General features: G+C 72.1%; 19 protein-coding genes and 2 pseudogenes. 7 read left to right on the plus strand and 14 right to left on the minus strand.

The features are described 5' to 3' along the window. The first annotated feature begins 18 nt into the window (after positions 1-18). The gene (locus BLW47_RS11170) at positions 19-1,854 is read left to right on the plus strand and encodes a bifunctional metallophosphatase/5'-nucleotidase (protein ID WP_091555273.1); all 1,836 of its coding nucleotides are present in this window, start codon (positions 19-21) and stop codon (positions 1,852-1,854) included. Between the two features lie 303 nt (positions 1,855-2,157). Continuing rightward, on the plus strand, positions 2,158-2,463 hold the full coding sequence (locus BLW47_RS11175; protein WP_091555274.1) for a chorismate mutase: 306 nt from the start codon (positions 2,158-2,160) through the stop codon (positions 2,461-2,463). A 135-nt stretch (positions 2,464-2,598) separates the two neighbouring features. Here the strand turns inward: BLW47_RS11175 and BLW47_RS11180 are convergent, their stop codons facing one another. From BLW47_RS11180 to BLW47_RS11210, 8 genes and pseudogenes are all read right to left on the minus strand, one after another. Continuing rightward, positions 2,599-3,615, minus strand: a complete 1,017-nt coding sequence (locus BLW47_RS11180; protein ID WP_091555276.1) for an ABC transporter ATP-binding protein — start codon at positions 3,613-3,615, stop codon at positions 2,599-2,601. Next, positions 3,608-4,642 (minus strand): ABC transporter ATP-binding protein, encoded by a 1,035-nt coding sequence (locus BLW47_RS11185; RefSeq protein ID WP_245736578.1) that lies wholly within the window; start codon positions 4,640-4,642, stop codon positions 3,608-3,610. The genes BLW47_RS11180 and BLW47_RS11185 overlap by 8 nt, the downstream gene beginning before the upstream one ends. A gap of 9 nt (positions 4,643-4,651) precedes the next feature. Continuing rightward, a complete protein-coding gene (locus tag BLW47_RS11190; protein WP_245736579.1) occupies positions 4,652-5,602 on the minus strand; it encodes an ABC transporter permease in 951 nt (316 codons plus the stop codon). Between the two features lie 16 nt (positions 5,603-5,618). After that, a complete protein-coding gene (locus BLW47_RS11195; RefSeq protein ID WP_091555281.1) occupies positions 5,619-6,545 on the minus strand; it encodes an ABC transporter permease in 927 nt (308 codons plus the stop codon). A 137-nt stretch (positions 6,546-6,682) separates the two neighbouring features. Continuing rightward, positions 6,683-8,290, minus strand: a complete 1,608-nt coding sequence (locus BLW47_RS11200) for a peptide ABC transporter substrate-binding protein (protein WP_245736580.1) — start codon at positions 8,288-8,290, stop codon at positions 6,683-6,685. A gap of 540 nt (positions 8,291-8,830) precedes the next feature. Further along, positions 8,831-9,250 (minus strand): annotated as a pseudogene (locus BLW47_RS26050) (LuxR C-terminal-related transcriptional regulator); the annotation flags it as partial. Between the two features lie 65 nt (positions 9,251-9,315). Beyond that, positions 9,316-9,571: pseudogene (locus BLW47_RS26055) on the minus strand (response regulator transcription factor); the annotation flags it as partial. A 2-nt stretch (positions 9,572-9,573) separates the two neighbouring features. Further along, on the minus strand, positions 9,574-10,812 hold the full coding sequence (locus BLW47_RS11210) for a sensor histidine kinase (protein WP_091555794.1): 1,239 nt from the start codon (positions 10,810-10,812) through the stop codon (positions 9,574-9,576). Between the two features lie 209 nt (positions 10,813-11,021). Here BLW47_RS11210 and BLW47_RS11215 point away from each other — a divergent pair, with 209 nt between their 5' ends. From BLW47_RS11215 to BLW47_RS11225, 3 genes are all read left to right on the plus strand, one after another. Then, positions 11,022-12,869 carry a PspC domain-containing protein gene (locus BLW47_RS11215; RefSeq protein WP_091555285.1) on the plus strand — a complete coding sequence of 616 codons (1,848 nt, stop codon included), beginning with the start codon at positions 11,022-11,024 and terminating at the stop codon, positions 12,867-12,869. Continuing rightward, complete coding sequence (locus BLW47_RS11220; RefSeq protein WP_091555287.1) at positions 12,866-13,150, plus strand: hypothetical protein; 285 nt, start codon at positions 12,866-12,868, stop codon at positions 13,148-13,150. The genes BLW47_RS11215 and BLW47_RS11220 overlap by 4 nt, the downstream gene beginning before the upstream one ends. Positions 13,151-13,319: 169 nt before the next feature. Further along, positions 13,320-14,573: a phosphatidylserine decarboxylase gene (locus tag BLW47_RS11225; RefSeq protein WP_091555289.1), complete on the plus strand. Its 1,254-nt coding sequence runs from the start codon at positions 13,320-13,322 to the stop codon at positions 14,571-14,573. An 88-nt stretch (positions 14,574-14,661) separates the two neighbouring features. Here the strand turns inward: BLW47_RS11225 and BLW47_RS11230 are convergent, their stop codons facing one another. From BLW47_RS11230 to BLW47_RS11240, 3 genes are all read right to left on the minus strand, one after another. Continuing rightward, positions 14,662-15,663, minus strand: coding sequence for a CDP-alcohol phosphatidyltransferase family protein (locus BLW47_RS11230; RefSeq protein ID WP_425435382.1), 1,002 nt, complete (start codon positions 15,661-15,663; stop codon positions 14,662-14,664). 368 nt (positions 15,664-16,031) lie between these two features. Beyond that, on the minus strand, positions 16,032-17,000 hold the full coding sequence (locus tag BLW47_RS11235; protein WP_175543591.1) for an NUDIX hydrolase: 969 nt from the start codon (positions 16,998-17,000) through the stop codon (positions 16,032-16,034). Positions 17,001-17,021: 21 nt separating this feature from the next. Then, positions 17,022-17,969 (minus strand): NUDIX domain-containing protein, encoded by a 948-nt coding sequence (locus BLW47_RS11240; protein WP_091555293.1) that lies wholly within the window; start codon positions 17,967-17,969, stop codon positions 17,022-17,024. Positions 17,970-18,136: 167 nt separating this feature from the next. Here BLW47_RS11240 and BLW47_RS11245 point away from each other — a divergent pair, with 167 nt between their 5' ends. Then, the gene (locus tag BLW47_RS11245) at positions 18,137-18,403 is read left to right on the plus strand and encodes a PspC domain-containing protein (RefSeq protein ID WP_091555295.1); all 267 of its coding nucleotides are present in this window, start codon (positions 18,137-18,139) and stop codon (positions 18,401-18,403) included. Positions 18,404-18,409: 6 nt separating this feature from the next. Here the strand turns inward: BLW47_RS11245 and guaA are convergent, their stop codons facing one another. Both guaA and BLW47_RS11255 read right to left on the minus strand, forming a co-directional pair. Beyond that, positions 18,410-19,963: a glutamine-hydrolyzing GMP synthase gene (guaA, locus tag BLW47_RS11250; RefSeq protein WP_091555297.1), complete on the minus strand. Its 1,554-nt coding sequence runs from the start codon at positions 19,961-19,963 to the stop codon at positions 18,410-18,412. Between the two features lie 62 nt (positions 19,964-20,025). Continuing rightward, the gene (locus BLW47_RS11255) at positions 20,026-21,738 is read right to left on the minus strand and encodes an FAD-dependent oxidoreductase (RefSeq protein WP_091555299.1); all 1,713 of its coding nucleotides are present in this window, start codon (positions 21,736-21,738) and stop codon (positions 20,026-20,028) included. 137 nt (positions 21,739-21,875) lie between these two features. On the opposite strand from BLW47_RS11255, the gene BLW47_RS11260 reads away from it, so the two are divergent. Then, positions 21,876-23,006 carry an LCP family protein gene (locus tag BLW47_RS11260; RefSeq protein ID WP_091555301.1) on the plus strand — a complete coding sequence of 377 codons (1,131 nt, stop codon included), beginning with the start codon at positions 21,876-21,878 and terminating at the stop codon, positions 23,004-23,006. Positions 23,007-23,010: 4 nt separating this feature from the next. Here BLW47_RS11260 and BLW47_RS11265 read toward each other — a convergent pair whose 3' ends face one another. After that, positions 23,011-24,423, minus strand: coding sequence for a M1 family metallopeptidase (locus tag BLW47_RS11265; RefSeq protein ID WP_425435383.1), 1,413 nt, complete (start codon positions 24,421-24,423; stop codon positions 23,011-23,013). Position 24,424: the final 1 nt, after the last annotated feature.

The following is a 24,424-nucleotide window of genomic DNA, read 5'->3' on the forward strand; positions in this document are numbered from 1 at the left end:
GTCGATTCGGAGAAACCGATGAGCCGACCGCGTCCGCGCGGCTGGGCGCTGCGTCACCTCGCCGCGCCCACCCTCGCCCTGGCCGTCATCGCCGCGATACCGATGGCGCCGACCCCCACCACTGCGCCCGACGCCTCCGCGCCGGCGACGGTGACCGTGTCCCACGGCCGCCCGGCCGCGACGGTGAAGGGCAACTTTCTCAGCTACAACGACTTCCACGGCGCGATCGACCCGCCGACCGGCAGCGGCGCGACCGTCAACGGCACCCCCGCGGGCGGCGTGGAATACCTCGCCACCTGGCTGAAGCGGCTGCGCGCCGAGGCCTCGGCCCAGGGGCGGAAGACGACCACGGTGGGCGCCGGTGACCTGATCGGAGCCAGTCCGCTGGTCAGCGCGGCATTCCACGACGAGCCGACGATCGAGTTGATGGACCTGGTCGGGCTGGAGATCAGCTCGGTCGGCAATCACGAGTTCGACGAGGGCGTCGACGAGCTGCTGCGGCTGACCCGGGGCGGCTGCCACCCGGTCGACGGCTGCCGCGCGGGCCACGAGTTCGCCGGGGCGCGGTTCAGCTACCTGGGCGCCAACACGGTCAGCAAGCGAACGGGCCTGCCGATCCTGCCGCCGGTCGCCGTGCGCTTCGTCGACGGCGTGCCGGTCGGCTTCGTCGGGCTGACTCTCAAGGGCACCCCGAGGATCGTCAACCCGGCCGGGATCGGCTCGGTCGACTTCCTCGACGAGGTCGAGACCGCGAACAAGTGGGGTGGCCTGCTGCGGGGTCTGGGCGTCAAGTCGCTGGTGCTGCTGTTGCACGAGGGCGGTCAGCAGTCGCCGCCGCCGAGCACGCCCGGCGTCTCCGACTGCGCGAACTTCTCCGGCCCGGTCGTGCCGATCGTCGCCGGGCTGCGGCCGGAGTTCGGCCTGGTGGTCTCCGGCCACACCCACCGGTTCTACTCCTGCGCGCTGCCGAACTCGTCGGGCGCGTCGACGGTCGTGACCAGCGCCGGCAGCAACGGTCAACTGATCACGGACATCGACTACACGATCGACCGGCGCACCGGTCGGTTCGCGGAGATCTCCGCCCGCAACGTGATCGTCGAGAACGGCGTACGCAACCCCGACGGCACCTGGCAGCAGAGCGCGCCCGGCAGCTACGTGCGCAACCCCGACCTGCTCGACCCGCAGGCCAAGGCGCTCGCGGACCACTACCGCGCGGCGGTCGCGCCGATCGCCAACCGCGTCGTCGGCGCGATCACCGCGGACATCGTGCGGGACACCGGACCCAACCTGGAGAGCCCGCTCGGCGACGTCATCGCCGACGCGCAGCTCGGCTGGACCCGTGGTGAGGGCGCGCAGATCGCGCTGATGAACCCCGGCGGCATCCGCGCCTCGCTCAGCTACGCCGCGTCCGGCGGCGGCGAGGCGCCCGGCCAGATCACGTACGGGGAGGCGTTCACCGTGCAGCCGTTCAACAACCTGGTGGTGACGCAGACCTTCACCGGCGCCCAGCTCAAGGAGGTGCTGGAGCAGCAGTTCGTGGGCTTCGCGGGGCAGACCAGCCAGCGCGTGCTGCAGGTGTCGGCCGGCTTCACGTACACGTACGACACGACGCGGCCGGCCGGTGAGCGGGTCAGCGACATGGCGCTCGACGGCACCGCCATCGACCCGGCCCGGACCTACCGGGTGACCACGAACGACTTCCTGGCCAACGGCGGCGACGGCTTCACCCGACTCAGCGCGGGGACGGCGCGGACCACCGCGCCCGGGTTCGACGTGGACGCGCTGGTGGCGTACCTCGGCGCCGGCGCGCCGGTGGCGCCCGGCCCGGGCGACCGGATCACCCGGCTCGGCTGACCGCACGCGGTCGCCGCGGCGGGCGGAGCGCGCGGCATCACGGGGGCGCGGGCGGGCGGACCGCCCGCCCGCGCCCCCGTCCCACCAGATGGCGGACGCTTGCGCACCCTGCGTCAAGGTCGGCATACTCGACGACGTGATCCGCCAGGTGCGCTTTTACTTTTACTACGGCTACGGGAGTCCGGCAGCCGTAGGTCGCGCCTGATCACAGGACCTACGAAAAGCCCCGGGCTCGCAGGAGCCCGGGGCTTTTCGGCTTTCGGGCGCCGGGCAGCCGGGCACCGACACACAGGAGCACACCGAATGAAGGCGAACGTGGTGGAGCAGACCGACGGTTCGGCACAGACCGGCACCGACGCGCCGGACGCCGCAGAGCGCATCGTCGACCTGCGGAAGCGCATTGACGAGATCGACAACGCGCTGATCGCGCTCTGGCAGGAACGCGCGGCGCTGTCGCAGCAGGTGGGGCGGACGCGTCTGCAATCCGGCGGAACCCGCCTGGTCCTGTCCCGCGAGCGGGAGATCCTGGAGCGCTTCCGCGAGGCGCTGGGCGCCGACGGCACCCAGCTCGCCCTGCTCCTGCTCCGCGCCGGCCGCGGCCCCCTCTGACCCCTCGATCCACGTGATCAGGGACCAACTCCGGCGTGTCTCCGGCGAGGCGTGCGAATAGCGCCCTGATCACCGCGATCTTCGCGGGCGCGGCGGCTTGCCGGAGCCGCGGGGCGGCTCCGGCAAGCGTGACGGCTAGGCCGCCTCGTGCGTGGCGACGATCTCCCGCTTCTCCGCGAAGTGGCACGCGCTCGGGTGGTCCGAGCCGGGCCGCGTCACCAGGGCCGGCGGCTCCGTGGCGCAGATCTCCTGCGCCTTCCAGCACCGGGTACGGAACCGGCACCCCGACGGCGGGTTCGCCGGGCTGGGCACATCGCCCGTGAGCCGGATGATCGTCTTGTTCTCCCGGCTGGTCGGGTCCGGCACCGGCACGGCCGACAGCAGCGCCTGGGTGTACGGGTGCGTCGGGCGCTCGTAGATCTCTTCCTCGGTGCCCGTCTCCACGATCTTGCCGAGGTACATGACCGCGACCCGGTCGGAGAGGTGCCGCACCACCGACAGGTCGTGCGCGATGAAGATGTACGCGAGGCCGAACTCGTTCTGCAGCTTCTCCAGCAGGTTCATCACCTGGGCCTGGATCGACACGTCCAGCGCGGAGACCGGCTCGTCGCAGACGATGATCTCCGGCCGCAGCGCCAACGCGCGGGCGATGCCGATGCGCTGACGCTGACCACCCGAGAACTGGTGCGGGTAACGGTTGATGTGCTCGGGGTTGAGCCCGACCACCTCCAGCAGCTCCTGCACCTTCTGCCGCCGGCTCCCCTTCGGGGCGACGTCCGAGTGGATCTCGAACGGCTCCCCGATGAGGTCGCCAACCGTCATCCGCGGGTTGAGCGACGTGTACGGGTCCTGCATCACGAGCTGGATCTGCCGCCGCAGCCGGCGCAGGTCGGCGCCGCGCTGCGCGTAGATGTCCTGCCCGCGGTAGTTCACCCAGCCCGCGCTCGGCTTCTCCAGGTTCATCAGCACCCGGGCGAGCGTCGACTTGCCGCACCCGGACTCACCCACCACGCCGAGCGTCTCGCCACGGTGCAGGTCGAGCGAGACGCCGTCGACCGCCTTGACGTGGCCGATGGTCTTCTTGAAGACCACGCCACGGGTCACGGGGTAGTGCTTGACCAGGTCCCGGACCTCGAGAATCTTCTCAGTCACGGCTCACCAGCTCCTCGGCGAAGTGGCAGGCGCTCGCCCGCGTGGGGCCGAGCTGCAGCAGCGGCGGCACCTTCTCCACGCATACCGGTTGCGCCATGGGGCAACGCGGGTGGAAGGGACACCCGGACGGAATCTTCAGCAGGCTCGGCGGGAGTCCGCGGATCGTCCGCAGCTGCTGGCCCTTCTCGTCGATCCGCGGGATCGATTCGAGCAACCCGATGGTGTACGGGTGCGCCGGCTTCGCGTACAGCTCGTGGACGTCGGCCTCTTCGACGATCCGGCCCGCGTACATCACGGCGATCCGGTCGGCGACGTCCGCGACCACGCCCAGGTCGTGCGTGATCAGGATCAGGCCCATCTGCCGCTCCCGCTGGAGCTCGGCGAGCAGGTCCATGATCTGCGCCTGGACCGTGACGTCGAGCGCGGTGGTCGGCTCGTCGGCGATCAGCACCTGCGGGTCGAGCGCCAGCGACATCGCGATCATCACGCGCTGCCGCATGCCGCCGGAGAACTGGTGCGGATACTCGTTGACCCGCTGCTTGGCGTTCGGGATCTTGACCAGGTCGAGCATCTCGATCGCGCGCTTCTTGGCGTCGGCGCGGCTCATCCCCCGCCGGACCCGGAACTGCTCGCCGATCTGGAACCCGACGTTGAAGACCGGGTTCAGCGCGGAGAGCGCGTCCTGGAAGACCATCGCGATGCCCTCGCCGCGAATCCGCCGGCGCTCCTCCGCCGACATCGCCAGCATGTCGCGGCCCTGGAACCGGATCTCGCCACCAGTGACGAAGCCGGGCGGGGTGTCGAGGATGCCCATGATGGTCTGGGCGGTGACGCTCTTGCCGGAGCCGGACTCGCCGAGCACGGCAAGCGTCTCCCCGGCGTCGACGTGATACGTCACGCCGTTGATGACCTTCGCGACGCCGTCCCGGGTACGGAACTCGACGCGCAGGTTGTCGACCTCGAGCAGGCGGCCGGTCGGCCGCCCGGACGTGTCGACCTGAGGTTCGGACACGGTTACGTCAGACACCTGGATCTCCTACCGCAGTTTCGGGTCGAGGGCTTCGCGCACCGTCTCGCCGAGCATGACGAAGCTCAGCACAGCGACGACAAGGAAACCGGCGGGGAACAGCAGCAGGAACGGCGAGACACGGATGAATTGCTGCGCCTCGTTAATCATGATGCCCCAGGAGACCACCGGCGACTTCAGCCCGACGCCGAGGAACGACAGCGTGGCCTCCGCGCCGATGAAGGACCCGATGAGGATGGTCGAGTAGACGAGCACCGGGGCGAGGCAGTTCGGGAGCAGGTGCTTCAGGATGATCCGTCCTGGTCCCGCGCCCATCGCCCGCGCCGCCACGATGTAGTCGGCCTCCTTGGTCGACAGCACCGCGGAACGCATGATCCGCATCGACACCGGCCAGGTGAGGATCACCAGCGAGGCCACGACGATCCCCATGATCGAGTACTTATCCCGGGTCGAGCCGGGCGGGTTCAGCGCGAAGAGGATGACGATGGCGCCGAGCACGAACGGGATACCGAAGAAGACATCGGCGACCCGGGACAGAATCGCGTCCACCCAGCCGCCCCGGTAACCGGCGAGCATGCCGATCGTGCCGCCGAGCAGCACGGTGCCGATGGTGGCGAGTACGGCGACCACGATCGACGCCTCGGCGCCGTGGATAACCCGAGCGTAGACGTCCCGGCCCTGCACGTCGTAGCCGAACCACCCATTGGCGCTGGGCTCGACGCGGCTGCGCGAGAGCTCGCCGTGCGACGGGTCGACCGAGGTGAACAGCGAGGGGAATGCGGCCATCAGCACGAAGAGCAGGATGAACGCCGTCGAGATCCAGAACAGCGGCTTGCGGCGCAGGTCGTACCAGGCGTCGCCCAGCAGACCGCGCGGCTTCTCCTTACGCCGCGGGGTACCGGCGTCGGGAGCAACGGTCGTGGCGGGGACGGTGGGCTGCTCCGCCGGCGGAGTCACCATCGATCCCATGGTGGGGTCACTCATAGCGGATCCTCGGGTCCAGGGCGGCGTAGAGCAGGTCGACCAACAGGTTCATGAGCAGGTAGACGAGCACCAGGACAACCACGATCGAGACCACGACCGCGCCCTCCTTCGTGACGATCGACCGGTAGACCGTCCGACCGATGCCGTTGATGCCGAAAATGCCCTCGGTGATGATCGCGCCACCCATGAGCGCGCCGAGATCGGTGCCCAGATAGGTAACGACCGGGATCAGCGAATTGCGCAGCAGATGGACGCCGACCACCCGGCGCTGGGGCAGACCCTTGGCGATCGCGGTCCGCACGTAGTCGGCGCGCCGGTTCTCGGCGATGCTCGTGCGCGCGAGCCGGGCGATGTAGGCCATCGAGATGCTGCCAAGGACGAACCCCGGCACGAGGAGCTCTGCGAAAGTGGGCGAGTTCGAGACGGTCGGGTTGATGATCTTCCACTGCACGCCGAAGAGGTACTGCAGCACGAAGCCGGTGACGAACGTCGGCAGCGCGATCAGGAAGAGCGTGGAGACCAGGACGAGATTGTCCAGGAAACCGTTGCGACGCAACCCGGTGAGCACGCCGGCGGTGAGGCCGATCAGCGCCTCGATCGCGAGCGCCACCAGCGCCAGCTTCAGCGTGTTGGGGTAGGCGGTGATGAGAATGTCGCTGATGTCGCGGCCGCTGAAGTTCTGCCCGAAGTCGCCCTGGAGCAGGTTCTTCATGTAGGTGCCGTACTGCATCCAGATCGGATCGTCGAGGTGGTACTTCTCGGTCATGAACTGGATGTACGAGTCGGGGCATCGGCGGTCGCCGCATTTGCCGGCGAAGGGGTCTCCGGGGACGGCCCAGACCAGGTAGTAGATAAGGAACGTGGTCCCGAAGAAGACGGGGATCAGTTGGAGCAGCCGTCTCAGCACGTAACGGCCCATGGGTCCTCCAGACACAGGCGCGGCGGTGGAGCGCCCGACACGGGTTTGGTGAGCGGCGCGGGCGCGGTTCGCACCCCCACCGGACCGCCTCAGGTCCGGCCCACCGGGTAGGTGGACCGGACCTGAGGTTCAGTCAGCTACTTGAGCTCGACGGACGAGAGGTCGATCTCGCCGACGTTGGTGGTCTGAACGTTCTTCACCCGCTCGGAGGTGCCGGACTGCTGGTTCACCGTGACCATCGGCATCGACGGGACGTCCTGGTCGATGATCTTGGTCGCCTCGGCGAACTTGGCGTGCGCCGCGTCCGCGTCCGCCGCCTGGGTGCCCGCCTTGTAGGCAGCGTCGACCTGCGGGTTGCTGTACTTGCCGTCGTTCGACGAACCGCCGGTCACGTACAGCGGGCCGATCCAGTTCTCGACGTCCGGGTAGTCCTGCTGCCAACCGGCGCGGTACGGGCCCTTCATCTGACCAGCGTTGATCATCTGACGGAACACCGCGAAGGTCGGGATGCCCTCGGCGCGGGCGTTGATGCCCAGCGTGTTCTTCACGCTCTGCGCGACGGCCTCCATCCACTCCTTGTGGCTGGCGTCGGCGTTGTAGTAGAAGACCAGCTCGCCCTTGAAGCCACCGGCCTTGGCGAGCAGCTGCTTGGCCTGCTCCGGGTCGAAGGTGCAGACCGTGCAGTCGCCCTCCTTGCCGCCCGCGGTGAGCGGGTTCGACCAGGTGTTGGCCGGCTTGCGGGAGCCGAAGAAGATCTTGTCCGCGATCTCCTGCCGGTTGACCGCGAGCGAGATCGCCTTGCGCAGGTCGGCGTTCTGGAAGCGCTTGTCGTACAGCGGGAAGGCGATGATCTGGGAAACCGGGATCGGCACGTTCAGCCCGCGCTCACCCAGGTCGCTCTTCCACTTGTCACCGGCGAGCGCCGAGACCGGGATCTGCTGCTGGAAGTCGAGGTTGTTCGACAGCAGATCGTTGTAGGCCGCGGTGTCGTCCTGGTACAGCTTGACGGTGACGTCCTTGATCTTGACCTTGTCGGCGAGCGTGTAGTCGTCGAAGCGGGCCAGCTTGATCTCGACGTTGTCCTGCCAGGACACGAACTTGACCGGGCCGTTACCGATCGGCTTCTTGCCGAACTCCTCCGGCGTGGTCTTGAAGAACGCGTCGGGCAGCGGCATGAAGGTGCTGTAGCCGAGCTTCACCGGGAAGATCGAGAACGGCGCCGACAGGGTCACGGTGAAGGTGTAGTCGTCGACGACCTTCAGGCCGGACATCTTGTCGACCTTCGGCTGCGGGGCCTTCTTCGGGCCCTCGCCGTCCGGGTCCTCGGTGTGGACGTCGGCGAAGCCCTCGATGTCGCTGAAGAAGCTGCCGTTCTGCGCACCGTTGGGCGAGTAGGCGCCCCAGTTCCAGGCGTCGACGAAGTTCTTCGCCTTCACCTCGGTACCGTCGTGGAACTTGGTGCCCTTCTTGATCTTGATCGTGTAGACCTTGGAGTCCGTGGTCTCGATCGACTCGGCGACCGCGTTCTGCGGCGCGCCACCGTCGTTCGGGTACTGGACGAGGCCGGTCCACATGAAGTCAATGATCTTGCCGCCACCGGTCTCGGTGGTGTTGGCCGGGACGAGCCCCACCTCGGGCTGGGTGCCGTCGATCGTGATGGCGCCGTTGGCGGTGTCACCGCCGGATTTCTCGCCGCTGTCGCCGCCGCCACAAGCGGCGACGACGAGCGCAGCGGCAGCGGTCATCGCGACCGCACCCGCCCGCTTCGAGACTCTCATTTTCGGGGGCCTCCCTCGAGTGATTACCACTGTTCCTGCTATCCGGACAGCCCCCGGGCCAGCGTCGGCCATTGGTCCGACGCCGCCCCGGCGCGCCGCCGGCGGGACCACCGCGCGAACGGTGGAACCCTGACGCTTGATGATCCGCTCAGACGCGCCACCACGACCGCAATGGCGCGCCAGGAAGAGACATTTCACCGCACAACCGTTATGCCGTTGTACGCGGGTCCTCCTGAGCGCTCACACAGCCTGGTGAGGTGAGTGCCACTGTGACACCGACTCGCTGGTTACGTGAAGGTGCCGTTATCAAGCCGATACGGTGCCGGGACGATGCCGAGACGGATCAGGGACGCTTCCCCCTCGCGAGGAAACCGCTCTGACCTGGGCTTTCGGATCGCCGGCTGGCAACAATACCCCAGCCCCCACGCGGCACCCGTCAGCGGCTCCACCACGGAACGACACCCGCCCGGCACGGGGCGTGGCCACCCGTTCGGGGCTGGCGCCGGCTCAGACGAGCCGTCGGTCCGCCGCCCAGCGGGACAGTTCGTACCGGTTCGACATCTGCAGCTTCCGCAGGACGTTGGAGACGTGTGTCTCGACCGTCTTGATGGAGATGAACAGCTCCTTGGCGATCTCCTTGTACGCGTACCCCCGCGCCAGCAGCCGCAGCACCTCGCGCTCCCGGTTGGTGAGCTGGTCGAGCTCCGGGTCGGCGACCGGCGCGTCGGGCCGGGCCGCGAACGCGTCCAGCACGAAGCCGGCGAGCCGCGGGCTGAAGACCGCGTCCCCGTCCGCGACCCGCCGGATCGCGGTCGCCAGCTCCTCCGGCGAGATGGTCTTGGTGACGTACCCCCGGGCGCCCGCCCGGATCAGTCCGATCACGTCCTCGGCGGCGTCGGACACGGACAAGGCGAGGAAGCGTACGGTCGACGGCGCGGCGGCGCCCGGCCCGGCCGCGACCGGCGCGCCCGCGCGGTTGCGCCCGCCGCGCAGCACCGCGTCCAGCACCGCCCGCCCACCACCGTCGGGCATGTGCACGTCGAGCAGCACGACGTCCGGGTCGGTGGCGGCGATCCTCGTGACCGCCTCGGCCACCGTGCTCGCCTCGCCGATCACGTCGACGTGCGCGCCGAGTTCGGCCCGGACGCCGGCCCGGAACATCGCGTGGTCGTCCACGAGGAACACCCGCAGCCGCCGCTCGCCGGTCGTGCCGGTCTCCGCGCCGGCCCCGATTGGCTGGTCGTTCATCACTACCTGTCCTTCCCTGCGGCGGCGGCACTCCGGGTGATCGGCAGGATCAGCCGCACCTCGGTCCCGTCCCCCGGCTCGCTGCGGATCTCCGCGCGTCCGCCGTGTCGTTTCATGCGCCCGATGATCGAGCCGCGTACGCCGTGCCGGTGATCCTCCACCGTGGCCAGGTCGAAGCCGGCGCCGCGGTCCCGGACGAAGACGCTGAGCTGCTCCGGCTCCACCTCGGCGTAGAGCGACACCGTCTGCACCTTGGCGTGGCGGGCCGCGTTGACCAGTGCCTCCCGGGCGGCGGCCACCAGCGCCGCGACCCGCTCGTCGGTCTCGTGATCGCCGACCACGACCGCCTCGACCGTGATCGCATAGGTGTCCTCGACCTCGGCCGCCGCCTGTTCCAGCGCGGCCGCGAACCGCTCCGTCGGGGAGGCGGTCGGCTTGTAGAGCCAATTGCGCAACGAGCGCTCCTGCCCGCGGGCCAGCCGCTGCACCGTCTTCACGTCGGACGCGTTGCGCTGGATCAGGGCGAGCGTGTGCAGCACCTGGTCGTGCACCATCGCGGCGAGCTCGGCGCGCTCCTGCTCCCGGATGCGCCCCTCCCGTTCGGCCCGCAGCTGGTTGTACGTGCGCCACAGCACCGGCGCCGCGACCACGCCCACGCCGGCGAGTCCGACCAGCGCGAAGATCACGCCGTTGAGCACGGCGTCGAAGTTGGCCTGCGGCGAGTAGACCGCGACCACCCCGATGACGCCGACCGCGACCAGTACCCCGCCGCCGATGAAGCGCAACAGAAAGGAACGGCGGCCGGTCTCGTCGACCACGGCGGCGAGCCAGGGCACCTGCGGCATCGCCTCGTGCCATGCCTGCCGCCGCTCGGGCGCCGACTGGTGCCAGATGATGCCGGCGCCGACCGCGACGATCGCGACCAACCAGCCGGCCGTCGCGCTCACCCCGGCCGAGCCGAAGACGAGGATCTGCAGCAGCATCACGCCGAGCCCGATGGCCACGAACGGCGCCAGTTGCCCGAGGTCGCGCCGGGGCGGCGATTCCGATGTCGACGGCTGCGGCGGCAGCACGGCCCAGAAGGCCGCGTAGAGGAGCACGCCCAGGCCGCTCAGGCCGAGCAGCACCACGAAGGCGATCCGGATCCGCACCACCGAGATGCCCAGGTGGTGCGCGATGCCGGCGGCGACGCCGGCGACCGCCCGCTGGTCGCGGGCACGGTACAGCCGGGGCGGCTCCATCGGGGTGCTGATCACTGACTCCTGTCGTATCGGTGGCGGCGCCGTCGGACGGTCGAGACCGGCAGGTACCGCCGGTTTCGATCGTCACATGCCGCCGACCGCCGTGGCCACGGGGCGCGCCCCGGACATTGCCGCCAACACGATCTCAGGGTGGCCTCAGGGTCGGCGCCGGAGGCCACTCGGGCTGGTGACGGAGCAGGATCGACACCATGACCGACGAAGCTGCCCAGTCGCGCAGACCGGCGACTCCGGAGGACGCCGGCACGACGCGGCTCCCGCTGCCCGACCCGGCATCTTCCGCGCCGTCCGGCGCCGACGAGCCGACCACCGCGTTCGACGAACCGACCGCCACGTTGGACGAGCCGACCACCCCGCTGCCACCGGCCCGGGACACCGACCCGACCCGCCCGTTCGCCCCGGCCGCCGCGACCGAAACGACCTCCGCATTCCCGCCCGGCGCGGGGCCGTGGCAGGCCGGTGACGCGGCGGACCCGTCCGGCGCGGCCGGACCCGGTGGACCGGGCGGGCCGAGCGGGCCCGGCGGACCCGGCGGACCGGGCGGGCCCGGCGGTGGGCCGCCGCCGCCCGGCGCCGCCACGCCGCCGCCCTGGGGCCAGGGCGCGCCCCCGCCGCCCGGGTCGGCCTTCACGTCCCGGTACGGCCTCGTGCGCCCGCGCCAGGGCCGCTACCTCGCCGGGGTCTGCGCCGGGATCGGTCGGGCCACGAACACGGACCCGATCCTGTGGCGGGTGCTCCTCGCCGTCCTGGGCTTCGCCGGCGGGATCGGCATCCTCGTGTACCTGGCCGCGTGGTTGATCATCCCCAACGAGGGCGACACCGCCTCTCCGGTGGAGGCGATGCTCGGACGGGGCAGGTCCAGCATGTCGCCGATCCTCGTGATCATTCTGAGCGTGCTGGTCGCCGTCATGTTCGGACTCATCGTCACGGACAAGTTCCGGGCCATCGTGCTCGGCGCGGCGATCCTGGTCGGCTGCGCCCTGCTGCTCAACCGGAACAACGGGCCGCGCCCCGCGCGATTCGAGCCCGCCGTCGGGCCGCCGGGCGCGCCTCCGGGCGGCGGGGTCCCGCCGTGGACCGCGGCGTCCGCCGGCTTCGCCGCCCCGGGCACGCCGCCCGGCGCCCCGACGGCGCCGTACCCGCCGACCTGGCAGAGCGGCACGGGCGGCCCGGCGGCCGCGACGTACGCGGCGCCCGCCGCGCCGTACCCGGTCTCCGCGCCGCCCCCGGTCCCGCCCACGTCGCACCCGCGAGGCTTCGGCGCGCCGGCCCCGTTCCCGCCGTACGCCGGATCGATCCCGCCGGCCGCGCCCCACCCGCCGACCTCCGGCGGCTACCGACCGCCGTTCGCGCCGCACGGTCCGTACGCGGGTCGCGGTCCCTACCCGCCCCCGCCGCCGACGTCGCCGAAACCGCCCAGGCCGCCGAAGGAACGTTCGCCGCTCGGCGCCGCCACCTTCTCGATGATCTTCGTGGCGCTCGGCCTGGTCACCATGGTCGACCTGACGAACGCGCTCCCGGTGACCACGTCGGCGTACTTCGCGGCCCCGCTGGTCACGATCGCGCTGGGCCTGCTCGTCGGCGCGTGGTTCGGCCGCGCCCGCTGGCTCATCGCGCTCGGCCTGGTCGCGGCCGCCGCCCTGGGCATCTCGACGATGACGGAGTCGTACAACCAGGTCCGCAGCGAGACCGCGGACGTCAACTGGCAGCCGGCGAGCTACGACGACCTCGCGGACCGTTACGCCAACCGGTTCGGCGACGCCGTGCTCGACCTGCGGTCGGTGGACTTCACCGGCAGGAACCCCGAGGTGGCCGCGGAGGTCCAGTTCGGCCAGCTGGAGGTGATCCTCCCCCCGAACGTGGATGTGGACGCCTGGGTGGAGGTACGGGCGGGCGACGCCCGCGTCTTCGACTCCAGCTGGAGCGGTTTTGAGCAGCCCGCCCGGACGGTCAAGGACCACGGACCGGACGGGGTCGGCGGCGGGAGGCTGCGGCTCGTGATCCAGGTGAACGCCGGCAACGTGGAGGTCCACCGATGAAACGGCACCGTACGGACGGAGTCTCACTCGCCTTCGCCGTGATTTTCCTCGCTATGGCGGCCTGGTGGACGGCGGCGCAGCTGGTCCACCTCGAGCTGCCCGCGGTCGGCTGGTTCGTCGCCTGCGGACTGATCGTGATCGGCATGTTCGGTCTGCTGGGAGCGCTCCGCTCCAGCCGCTCCCCCGCCGGCGCGGAGGGCGCGACACCGGAGGCGACGCCGGCCAGCGGCACGGCGCCGGAGGACGCACCGCGCAGCGGAGCGCCGGCCGAGACCGGGTGAGGAGGGACGAGCCGACGCCGGCCCCTGCGGCCGTGCCGCGGAGCCGCATATGCTGGCCGGTGGAGTTTCGGCTCCACCGGCCGGTTTGCGTTCCGCCCGACCCGACGCTGCCATCCAGCCGACGGTCGTCCCGGCCCGTCCCGTCTTCACCGCGAGGAGCCCGTACGAGATGACTCAGTCCCCCGCCGTGCGCACGGCCGGCCCGCGCGGCCCCGTCCGGCTCGGCGACCGCGCCGCCCGCACCCTGACCACCGAGCTGGCCCGGCGCCACGGCGCCAAGACCGCGCTGCTGGTCGGGGTCGACGCCGAGTCGACGGTGCTGGCCGCGGCGATCGAGGCGCTGCTGCCCGGTGACGCGCTCACCGCGGTCCCCGCGGACACAACCACCGCCGGCGCGCTCCGCGACCACATCACCGCGCAGGGCAGCTGGGTCGCCGACCGCGTCCGCGTCGTCGACTCCGTCGCCGAGGCGGACCCCGCCGACGTGCTCATGCTCGCCGAGCCGCTCACCGGCACCGGCGAGGAGGCGCGGGCGGTCATCGACGGGCTCACCAAGTACCTCGCCGACGGCGGTGTGCTCGCGGTGGCCGTGCCGGCGCTGCCGGCCATGACCCAGGGCGCGACGTCGGAGCTTGAGCGGCAGGGGGCGCTCTTCGGCGTCGGCGCGGACCTGGTGCTCCGCAACACCCCGCCGGTCCGGATCCACCGGCTGCGCTTCACCCCGGCCGACGCCGCGGTCGCCGACCGGCTCGGTCCGGCGTACCGGCCGTCGAGCGTGCCGGTCACCCGGACCATGCACATCGACTCCAACGGCGTGGCCGCGGCCGGCATCGCGCTGGGGTTGGCCGCAATGACCCGCGCGGCCCGACCGAAGTCGAAGCTCTGGCTGCTACCCGCGCTCGCCGCCGCCCCGGTCGCGGCGTTCTTCCGGGACCCGGAGCGGGACGTGCCGCACGAGGACGAGGCCGTGGTGGCCGCCAGCGACGGCCGGGTCCTGTCGGTGGAGCGGCTGCGTGACGAGCGCTTCGGCGAGCAGGAGTTCCTGCGGATCGCGGTGTTCCTGTCGGTGCTCGACGTGCACGTCAACCGCACCCCGGTCGCCGGCAAGGTGGTGGACTACTTCGTGGTCGACGGCGGGTTCGCCGCGGCGATGAAGCCGGACGCCGAGCACAACGTGGCCGCCTACACCGTGCTGGACACGGCGCACGGGACGGTGGTGGTCGCGCAGCGCACCGGTCTGATCGCCCGCCGGATCGTGCAGCGCGCCCCGGTCGGCGCCCTGCTGGCCAAGGGCGAGCGGTTCGGGCTGATCCGGTTCGGCTCGCGCACCGACGTCTACCTCCCCGCGGACGCCGCCGAGCCGCTGGTCGCCCCCGGCGACCGCGTGGTCGGCGGAGCGACGGTCATCGCGCGCTGGCTCTGACGCGCGCTTCCACAGCGCCGACACCGGACGCCTGTTCACGGAAAAGGGCGGCCTCCCCGAGGGAGACCGCCCTTTTCCGTTGCTCGGGTCAGACCGCGCGGCGTTGACGCAGCCAGAGCAGCGGACCGCTGACCAGGTAGCCGACCACGATCATGACGAAGGTCAGCCGGATGTCGATCAGCGCACCCACCAGCGGCAGGAGCCACAGCCACGGCGGCAGCTTGATCAGCCGGGCGAGCTTGGCATAGGGGAAGCTGGAGACCATCGCGAACGCGAGCAGCGCCACCACCGCGAGCTTCGCCAGCCCCGGCAGCGGCAGGCCGATGAGCACCGCCAGCGCCAGCACCGCGGCCGCCATCGTGGTCGGGACGCCGCAGAAGAAGCGGCCGTCCTTCGGCGAGACGTTGAACCGGGCCAGCCGGATCGCCGCGCAGCCGGCCACCAGAGCGCACGCCACCGCCGCGCCCGCGGTCGGGACCGTGCCGGCCAGCGAGGCGTACACCACCACCGGGGCGGCCAGCCCGAACGAGCACATGTCGGCCAGGGAGTCCATCTGAGCGCCGAACGGGCTCGACACGCCGAGCTTGCGGGCGAGCGCGCCGTCCAGGCCGTCGAAGATGACGCAGGCGATCAGGAACGCGGCGGCCAGTCGGACGTCGCCCTGCATGGCCAGGAAGATGGCCAGCAGACCGAGCCCGAGACTCGCCAGCGTGCACGCGTTGACCAGCGCGAACTTGGCCCGCCGCGCGAGCGTGCGCTCACCCGGCAGCAGCGGGACCGAGATGCCGGCGTCGGCGTCGGGGGCCGGACCGGCGGGTCCGACGGCGGGGCTGACCGGGGCGATCGACTCGATCTCCCGCGCGGTCACGGCGTCCACGCCGAATCGCGCCACATCCATCCCGTCGCTGTCACGCCGGGCCTGCCGGACGACCGTGGCCGGGAGGGCCATTTCGTCGTGGCGTCGAGCGACTCGGACCAGCAGCACCTGGCGGGCGAACGTGCCGCCGCGGCGCAACCGTCCCGCCCACTGACGCCCTGCGGGGCGCGGGCTGTCCGTCGTACGACGCCGACGCCAAGGGGCTCTCGGCACGTATCCCTCCAACACCGGATCGGTTTATCCGCCGCCACGGCGGCCGCCCGATTTTGCGGCCTACACCATCGCACAGATCATTTGACTTGGCGATAGCTGCGTGCGGAGCTTTCTTCCTAGAACAGTACGAACCGCGCAGATATTCCCATCCCGGTTCCCGAGCCGACCCGGTCGCTCGCTCAACCCCCGATTCTACCCGACCTCATCCACGCCGGTCTCTCGTCCGGAGCACGACAGCAGGCCGGACCACGACCGCCGGGACGGACCGGGACGCGCAGGGACGGACCGGGACGCGCGGGGACGGACGGTCGTCGCGGGAGGCGTTCACCGGCCCGGGCGGGAGGGATGATCACCCCGGGCGGGGTGGGTCACCGCCCGAGGTGCGCCAGGGCCCGCACGGCGACGTCGGTCAGCCGGAGCCCGGAGAGCTCGATCGCGGTGAACCACCCGGCCCGCTCCGTCGAGCCGCCGGCCGCCTCGGTCACCCGCGGCTCCGTGGGGGCGTCCACGATCAGCCGGTATGTCGCCCGCACCGCATGCCAGTCCATCGGATAGCCCTCCGGTCCCACCGCGGCGGGGTTGCGGTGGTGCGAGATGTCGAGCAGCCCGGTGATCCGGCCCACCTGGTTGGACTCCTCCGCCAGCTCGCGCAGCAGCGCGGTCGCCGGCTGCTCGCCGTGGTCCGTCCCGCCGCCGGGCAGGTGCCACCGCCCCGCGCCGGGATACCCCGGCGCGATCCTGGTCAGCAGCACGCGCCCGGCCGGGTCGGTCGCCAGCCCGTACGCGGCGAAGCGCTGCCCCCGCGTGGGCCGCTCCGGGCCCGGCGGCGCCGGCCGCACCGGGCTCGCCGCGGCCGGCGGCCCGGGCCGCACCGGCAGGCCCAGCAACTCGGCCGTGAAGGACATCATCGGCAGCTCGGCCAGCCGGTCCGGGGCGATCCATTCGGCGCGGTCGGTCGTACCGTCCGTCTCGTGCCGGGTCACCCCCGCACGCGTCACGGTCACGTCGTAGATGATTCGGTCGGTGTGCTCCTGGACCCCGCGTTCCGGCAGCGCGAGCACGTCCGCGAGCACGTCCCGCAGGCCGGCCACCTCCACCGCGAGCCCGGTCTCCTCGACGAACTCCCGCACCACCGCGTGCGCGGGGTGCTCGCCGTGCTCGATCCCGCCGCCCGGGAGCTGCCACAGACCGGGCAGGGCCGCCCGGAGGGAGCCGCGGGTCAGCAACACGCGGCCGTCGTCGTCACGGCAGATCCCGTACGCCGCGATGCGTCGACGCCGCTCCAACCCGGCCACCCCCTCGTACCCGCGGCGCCCGGCGCGCCGCAGCTCCAGCATGCCGGACGGTGGCCGCGACGATCAGCGGAGGCGGGCGGCTCGCACCGCCTCGGCGGTGACCTCGGTGAGCGCGTCGGCGGCGAGCGCGGTCAGCTCCTCGGGCGCGAACCAGCGGGCGTCGCAGGTCGAGCCCCCCACGTCGCCGACCGCGATCGGAGCGGGGGCGTCCACGGCGACCCGGTAGAAGGCGCGCACCCCGTGCCAGTCGATCGGATAGCCCTCGGGGCCGAGCGAGGCCGCGTCGCGATGGCTCGCCACCCCCAGCAGTTCCATCAGCCGCCCCGCCTGCCCGGTCTCCTCGTGCAGCTCCCGGATCAGCGCGGCGCCCGGCTGCTCGCCGTAGTCGGTGCCGCCGCCGGGCAGGTGCCACCGGCCGGCGCCGGGGTAGCCGGCGGCGATCCGGGTCAGTAGCACGCGCCGGGCGGGATCGGTCGCCACGGCGTACGCGGCGAAGCGTTGGGCGCGGTGCAGACCGTCCGGCCCGGGCACCGCGTGGAACGACGGGAACTCGGGGGCCTCGTCGGGGCGCAGGTCGAGTCGGTCCGGGGTGAGTCCCAGCGCGCTCGCGGTGAACGGCCGCAGCGGCAGCCCCTTGGCCTCCTCACGGGTGTGCCAGCGGGCCAGGTCGGTGGGGTGACCGATGCGGTCGCCGAGCGTGCCGCCCCGGACGGAGGCGCGGTAGATGACGCGGTCGGTGTGGATCGTGACCCCGCGGTGCGGCAGCGAGCGCATGTCGGCGAGCACGTCGCCCAGCCCGGTCACCGTCACCGACAGCCCGGTCTCGGCCGCCGTCTCCCGCACGACGGTGTGCTGCGGGTCCTCGCCGTGGTCGACGGCGCCGCCGGGTAACGACCAGACGCCGGGGGTGCCCGAGCGCGGCGAGGCCCGCACCAGGAGCACCCGGTCCTCGGGATCGGTGCAGACTGCGTACGCCGCGATCCTGCGAAGCGGCTCCAGCGCGGGGGTCACAGGGCCGAATTCTGCCCGGATCACCGTAGATGGCGCGGAAAAGTGTCGGATTGGCGACACTTGGCGGCGGAAGCGGCGGGTCGGGGCTTGCCGATCGGGGGACGGTCAGGGTAGGGATCCGGGCGGTCACCGAGGTCGGCGGGCCGGCCGGCGCGGACCGTGGAGGCATGACAACCGATGCCACCCCGCCGTACCGGCAGCTCCGCCGCCCGACGACCGACCGGATGATCGCCGGGGTCGCGAGCGGACTGGGCCGCTACTTCACCATCGACCCCACCCTGGTCCGGGTGCTCTTCGCGGTGAGCGCGGTGCTCACCGGCGGCCTGGCGCTGCTGGCGTACCCGGTGATGTGGTTCCTCATGCCGGAGGAGCCGCCGACCGCGCCCGCATGGCCGGCGCAGCCCCAGGCCGGCCCGACCCCGCCGGTCAGCTGAGCCCGGTCACTCCCACTCGATGGTGCCCGGCGGCTTGCTGGTCACGTCGAGCACAACGCGGTTCACCTCGGGCACCTCGTTCGTGATGCGCGTCGAGATCCGCGCGATGACGTCGTACGGCAGCCGCGACCAGTCGGCGGTCATGGCGTCCTCGCTGGAGACCGGGCGCAGCACGACGGGGTGCCCGTAGGTGCGTCCGTCGCCCTGCACGCCGACGCTGCGGACGTCCGCGAGGAGCACCACCGGGAACTGCCAGACGTCGCGGTCGAGCCCGGCGGCGGTCAGTTCCTCGCGGGCGATCAGGTCGGCGGCGCGCAGCACCCGCAGCCGCTCCTGGTCGACCGCGCCAATGATCCGGATCGCGAGACCCGGGCCGGGGAACGGGTGGCGCCAGATCATCGCCTCGGGGAGGCCGAGCGCGAGGCCGAGCGCGCGTACCTCGTCCTTGAAGAGCGTGCGCAGCGGCTCGACCAGCTTGAACTGCAGGTCGTCCGGGAGCCCGCCCACGTTGTGGTGGGACTTGATGTTGGCCGTGCCGGTGCCGCCGCCGGACTCGACCACGTCCGGGTAGAGCGTGCCCTGCACCAGGAACTCCACGTCGCCGGCGGCCGCGACCTCGCGCGCCGCCGACTCGAAGACCCGGATGAACTCCCGGCCGATGATCTTTCGCTTCTGCTCCGGGTCGGTCACCCCGGCCAGCGCCCCGAGGAAGCGCTCCTGGGCGTCGACCACCTTCAGCTTGATGCCGGTGGCGGCGACGTAGTCCTCCTCCACCTGCTCCGGCTCGCCGGCACGCAGCAGGCCGTGGTCGACGAAGACGCAGGTGAGCTGGTCGCCGACGGCCTTGTGCACGAGCGCGGCGGCGACCGCTGAGTCCACCCCGCCGGAGAGCCCGCAGATCACCTCCTTGTCGCCCACCTGCTCGCGGATCCGCGCCACCTGCTCGTCGATGATGTTCGCCGGCGTCCAGGTCGGCTCGATCCCCGCGATGTCGTACAGGAACCGCTTCAGCACGTCCTGGCCGTGCGCGGTGTGCGCCACCTCCGGGTGGAACTGCACGCCCGCGCGGCGGCCGGCGAGGTCCTCGAACGCCGCCACCGGCGCCCCCGCGGACTCCGCCGTCACGGTGAAGCCGGCCGGCGCCGCCGTGACCGAGTCACCGTGGCTCATCCACACCGGCAGCTCGGCGGGGAGCTCCCGCAGCAGCACGCCGGCCTCGGGGCGCGCGGTCAGCGGCGTGCCGCCGAACTCGCTGCCGCCGGTCCGCGCCACCGTCCCGCCGAGCGCCTGGGCCATCGCCTGGAAGCCGTAGCAGATGCCGAAGACCGGCACGTCACCGTCGAAGAGCTTCGGGTCGACCTGCGGCGCGCCCGGCGCGTAGACGCTGGACGGGCCGCCGGAGAGGATGATCGCCGCCGGGTCCTTCGCCAGCATCTCGGCCACCGGCATCGAGTGCGGCACGACCTCCGAGTAGACCCGCGCCTCGCGCACGCGGCGGGCGATCAGCTGGGCGTACTGGGCGCCGAAGTCAACGACGAGGACGGGTCGCGGCGTGCTCATGCCGCGAGCCTACCGACCATGACCGGCACGCCGGACGGCGGTGCGGAAGGGACGCGCCCCGGTTACCAGCGCAGCGCCGCGGGGGCGTGCGCCGGCACCGCGGGCCGGCGCGGGGGCACCGGCGGGACGGCGGCGTACGCGTCGCCGAGCGGCGGCCGGGGGTCGGCCTCGCCGCGGTTGGGCCAGAACGACATGGCCCGTTCCGCCTGCGCCGTGATCGTCAGCGAGGGGTTGACGCCGAGGTTGGCCGAGACCGCCGCCCCGTCCACCACGTGCAGCCCCGGGTGTCCGAAGACCCGGTGGTACGCGTCGACGACCCCGGTCTCCGGCGAGGCGCCGATCGCGGCTCCGCCGAGGATGTGCGCGGTCATCGGGATGTTGAACGGTTCCGTCATCGCCCCGCCCGGGATCCCGCCGATCTCCTCGGCGAGCAGCCGCACCGCCTCGTTGCCGGCGGGGATCCAGGTCGGATTGGGGGCGCCGTGCCCCTGGGTGGCGGCCAGCCGGCGCCGGCCCGACCAGCCGCGCCGGTAGTGGGTGGTCAGCGAGTTGTCGGCGGACTGCATCACCAGCGCGATGACGGTCCGCTGCGACCACTCGCGCACGGAGAGCAGCCGCAGGTACGTCAGCGGGGTGCGGGCCATCGTGCCGAGCCAGCGCCGCACCCGGCGCGGGCCCCCGTCGACGAGCGCGGACTGCAGGAAGCCCATCACGTTCGAGCCGCGGCCGTACCGGACCGGCTCGATGTGGGTCTGCGCGTCGGGGTGGAACGAACTGGTGATCGCGACGCCCTCGGTGAAGTCGATGCCCCGGCGGCGCGCGTCGGGACGCAGCACCGCGGCGCCGAGGATGGCCTCGGAGTTGGTGCGGGTGAGCGCCCCGACCCGCGGCGACAGCCCGGGGAAGCGGCCGCTCGCGCGCATCCCGTGCAGCAGCCGCTGCGTGCCCAGCGCCCCCGCGGCGAAGACCACCTGGTCCGCCTCGAACACCCGGCGCCGCTTGCCCAGCCAGGCGCCCGTCCGGACCGTCTCGATCTCGTAGCCGTTGCCGGAGGGCGCGGGCCGTACCGCGGTCACGGTGGTCAGCGGATGCACCGTCGCGCCGAGCCGTTCGGCCAGCCACAGGTAGTTCTTGACCAGGGTGTTCTTGGCGCCGTGCCGGCAGCCGGTCATGCAGCCGCCGCAGTGCAGGCAGCCGGTGCGGTCCGGTCCCACCCCGCCGAAGTACGGGTCGGCGACCACCTCGCCCGGGCGTCCGATGTGCACGCCGACCGGGGTGGAGTGGAACGTGTGGGCCACCCCCATCCGTTCGGCGACGGCGCGCATCGCGCGGTCGGCGGCGGTGTGGATCGGGTACGTGGTCACCCCGAGCATCCGCTTGGCCTGGTCGTAGTAGGGAGCCAACTCGGTTCGCCAGTCGGTGATCTCGCGCCACTGTGGGTCGTCGTAGAACGCCGGCAGCGGCTCGTAGAGGGTGTTGGCGTAGACCAGGGAGCCGCCGCCGACCCCCGCGCCGGAGAGCACCAGCACCCCGGCCCCCGCGCCGCCCGCCTTGCGCCCCGCCGAGCGCAGCAGCGTGATGCGCTGGATGCCGTAGCAGCCGAGCTTCGGGGCCCACAGGAATCGGCGGGTCCGCCACGAGGTCTGGGGGAACTCGTCGTCCGCGAACCGCCGGCCCGCCTCGAGCACCCCGACCGAATAACCCTTCTCCGCCAGCCGCAGCGCGGTGACGCTGCCACCGAAGCCCGACCCGATCACGACCACGTCGTACCGCATACGCGTCATCATTACCGACGGGTAGCTTCTGCGCTACGGGCAAGTTTCCGAATTCGCCGATCGCCCCCGCCGACCACGACGCAACCCGTAGCGTGACCGGGACGTTTCCATAGCAGGGTCACGAAGGGAGCACCCGGATGGGCGACACGGGCACGGAGCCGGCGACCAGACGCCGCCGCATGATCCGCGGCGCGGTGATCGCACTGGTCGTCGCCGTGCTCGCCGGCGGAGCCGCGCTCGGCACCCAACTACTGCGCGCGCGGTACGACGTGCCCACCGCCGATCTGCTCGGCTCACCGAGCCCGTCGCCGACCCCGTCACCGACGCCCAGCCCGACCCGGCCGCCGGGCGCCGACATCACCGGACCGCTGAACATCCTGCTCGTCGGCATCGACCCGCGGGAGAGCGTGCCCAGCTGGGAGCCGCACGCCGACACCGTGATGATCCTGCACGTGCCCGCCGGGCTCGGCCGGGCCTACCTCTTCTCACTTCCCCGCGACCTCATCGTCGACATCCCGCCGTTCCCGAAGGCGGGCTACGGCGGCGGGCGCACCAAACTCACGCACGCGATGGCGTACGGCAGCCGCCGGGCCGGCACGCCCCGCCCGGACGTCGCGCAGGGTTTCCAACTGCTCGCCCGAACCGTCGGCGCGTACACCGGGATCAAGACGTTCGACGCCGGCGCCGTGCTCAACTTCCGCGGCTTCAGCACCCTCGTCAACGCGGTCGGCGGCGTCGACCTCTACATCGACCAGCGGGTCGCCTCCATCCACCGGCGACCGGACGGCAAGATGCGCGCACCGGGCGGCGAGAACGGCTACCACGGGCCGCAGATGGTCTACCAGAAGGGCCAGCGCCACCTCAACGGCTGGCAGGCGCTGGACTACGCGCGGCAGCGGTACATCCCGGGCGGCGACTACGCGCGGCAGCGGCACCAGCAGCAGCTCATCGAGGCGATCCTGCAGAAGGTGCTGGCCCGGGGGCTCGCCACCGACCCGGTCGCGGCCGACCGGGTGCTGCGCGCGCTCGGCAAGACGCTCGTCTTCGACGGCCGGGGGCGACGCCCGATCGAGTACGCGTACGCGCTGCGGCGGCTGCGTCCACAGACGCTGACGCTGGTGGGGCTGCCCGGCGGCGGCGTGGGCAGCGGCGACGGGTACCTCGGCGAGGAACTCCAGCCGGCCGGGCGGCAGTTCCTCGCCGCGCTGCGCGCCGGGCGGACCGACGCCTTCCTGGCGGCCCACCCGACGCTGGTCGTGCAGAGGTGAGCGGCTAGGGCAGCGGCGGCGCGGTGCGGCCAGAGAGCCACGCGTCGAAGAACGACCGCAGGGACCGGCCGGAGACCCGCTCCGCGACGGTGATGAACTCCGCGGTCATGGCGTTGCCGTCGCGCTTCTGCGCCGTCCAGGTCCGCAGGATCCGGAAGAAGGCGTCGTCGCCGACGGTGCGCCGCAGGGCGTGCACGGCCAGCGCTCCACGCTTGTAGACCGCCCGGCCGAAGATCCCGGACCGCCCCGGATCCAGCGTCGGCCGCGACCAGTCGGTGCCGGCGTACTCGGCGGCGAAGCTGGCCTGCGCCGACCGGCCGCCGTCGTGCTCCTCCCACAGCCACTCGGCGTACGTCGCGAAGCCCTCGTTGAGCCAGATGTCGCTCCACCGCTGGATCGAGACGCTGTCACCGAACCACTGATGCGCCAGCTCGTGCGCCACCACCCAGGTCCCCGAGCCGCCCCGGAAGAAGACGTCACCGTAGACGGGACGGGTCTGGGTCTCCAGCGCGTACCCGACGCGGTCGTCGTCGACGACGATCCCGCCGTACGCCTCGAACGGATAGGGCCCGAACTTCGTGGCCAGGAAGTCGGCGATCTCGCCGGTGCGCGCCATCGCCGCGTCGGCAGCGCCGGCGGGCAGCGTGGCCGCGACCGCGGTGACCAGGGGTTTCCCGTCGTGCGTCCCGGTCTTCACCCGGTACCTGCCGATCACGACGGTCGCCAGGTAGCTCGCCATCGGCGACCGCGTCGACCACTTCCAGGTCGTCCAGCCGTCCGCCTTCGTGGTGCCGCCCGGCACGCCGTTGCTCAACGCGCTGAGCCCGTCCGGCACGGTGATCTCGATGTCGTAGCCGGCCTTGTCGATCGGGTGGTCGTTCACCGGGAACCAGGTGCTCGCCGACTCCGGCTGGCCGAGGGCGAACGCGCCGTCGCCGGTGGCGAAGAAGCCGTTGCGGCCCAGGTCCGAGCTGGTGAGCTGCTGCGGCACGCCGGCGTACCGGACCTCGACGGTGAAGCGCACGCCGCGCGGCAGGCCGCTGCGCGGGGTGACCACCAGCTCGGCGCCCTCGCGGGCGGAGTCAGCCGGCGCGCCGTTCACGGTGACCCCGGAGACGGTCATCCCGACGAGGTCGAGATTGAACCGGGACAGGTCCTGCGTCGCCGTCGCGGTGATCGTCGCGGTGCCGCTGAGCCGGTCGTCGGCCGGGTCGTACCGGAGCTTGAGCGCGTAGCCGGCCACGTCGTAGCCGCCGTTGCCGTAGCTCGGGAAGTACGGGTCACCGACGCCGCTCGCACCCGGCCGGAAATCCCGGGTCGGCTCCGGCTGCGGCTCGGGCCGCGACCCGGTGCAGCCCGCGGCCAGCGCGACCGTCAACGCGCCGGCGAGCGCCGCGCGTCCCCTCCCCCGTCGCACG

The organism is Micromonospora pattaloongensis (assembly GCF_900107255.1).
Classification (GTDB): domain Bacteria; phylum Actinomycetota; class Actinomycetes; order Mycobacteriales; family Micromonosporaceae; genus Micromonospora_I; species Micromonospora_I pattaloongensis.

Coding starts and splice junctions, on each gene's coding strand:
- BLW47_RS11170 (WP_091555273.1), top strand. CDS start 19: ATGAGCCGACCGCGTCCGCGCGGCTGGGCGCTGCGTCACCTCGCCGCG.
- BLW47_RS11175 (WP_091555274.1), top strand. CDS start 2,158: ATGAAGGCGAACGTGGTGGAGCAGACCGACGGTTCGGCACAGACCGGC.
- BLW47_RS11190 (WP_245736579.1), bottom strand. CDS start 5,602: ATGGTGACTCCGCCGGCGGAGCAGCCCACCGTCCCCGCCACGACCGTT.
- BLW47_RS11195 (WP_091555281.1), bottom strand. CDS start 6,545: ATGGGCCGTTACGTGCTGAGACGGCTGCTCCAACTGATCCCCGTCTTC.
- BLW47_RS11200 (WP_245736580.1), bottom strand. CDS start 8,290: ATGACCGCTGCCGCTGCGCTCGTCGTCGCCGCTTGTGGCGGCGGCGAC.
- BLW47_RS11210 (WP_091555794.1), bottom strand. CDS start 10,812: ATGGAGCCGCCCCGGCTGTACCGTGCCCGCGACCAGCGGGCGGTCGCC.
- BLW47_RS11215 (WP_091555285.1), top strand. CDS start 11,022: ATGACCGACGAAGCTGCCCAGTCGCGCAGACCGGCGACTCCGGAGGAC.
- BLW47_RS11220 (WP_091555287.1), top strand. CDS start 12,866: ATGAAACGGCACCGTACGGACGGAGTCTCACTCGCCTTCGCCGTGATT.
- BLW47_RS11225 (WP_091555289.1), top strand. CDS start 13,320: ATGACTCAGTCCCCCGCCGTGCGCACGGCCGGCCCGCGCGGCCCCGTC.
- BLW47_RS11235 (WP_175543591.1), bottom strand. CDS start 17,000: ATGCTGGAGCTGCGGCGCGCCGGGCGCCGCGGGTACGAGGGGGTGGCC.
- BLW47_RS11245 (WP_091555295.1), top strand. CDS start 18,137: ATGACAACCGATGCCACCCCGCCGTACCGGCAGCTCCGCCGCCCGACG.
- guaA (WP_091555297.1), bottom strand. CDS start 19,963: ATGAGCACGCCGCGACCCGTCCTCGTCGTTGACTTCGGCGCCCAGTAC.
- BLW47_RS11255 (WP_091555299.1), bottom strand. CDS start 21,738: ATGCGGTACGACGTGGTCGTGATCGGGTCGGGCTTCGGTGGCAGCGTC.
- BLW47_RS11260 (WP_091555301.1), top strand. CDS start 21,876: ATGGGCGACACGGGCACGGAGCCGGCGACCAGACGCCGCCGCATGATC.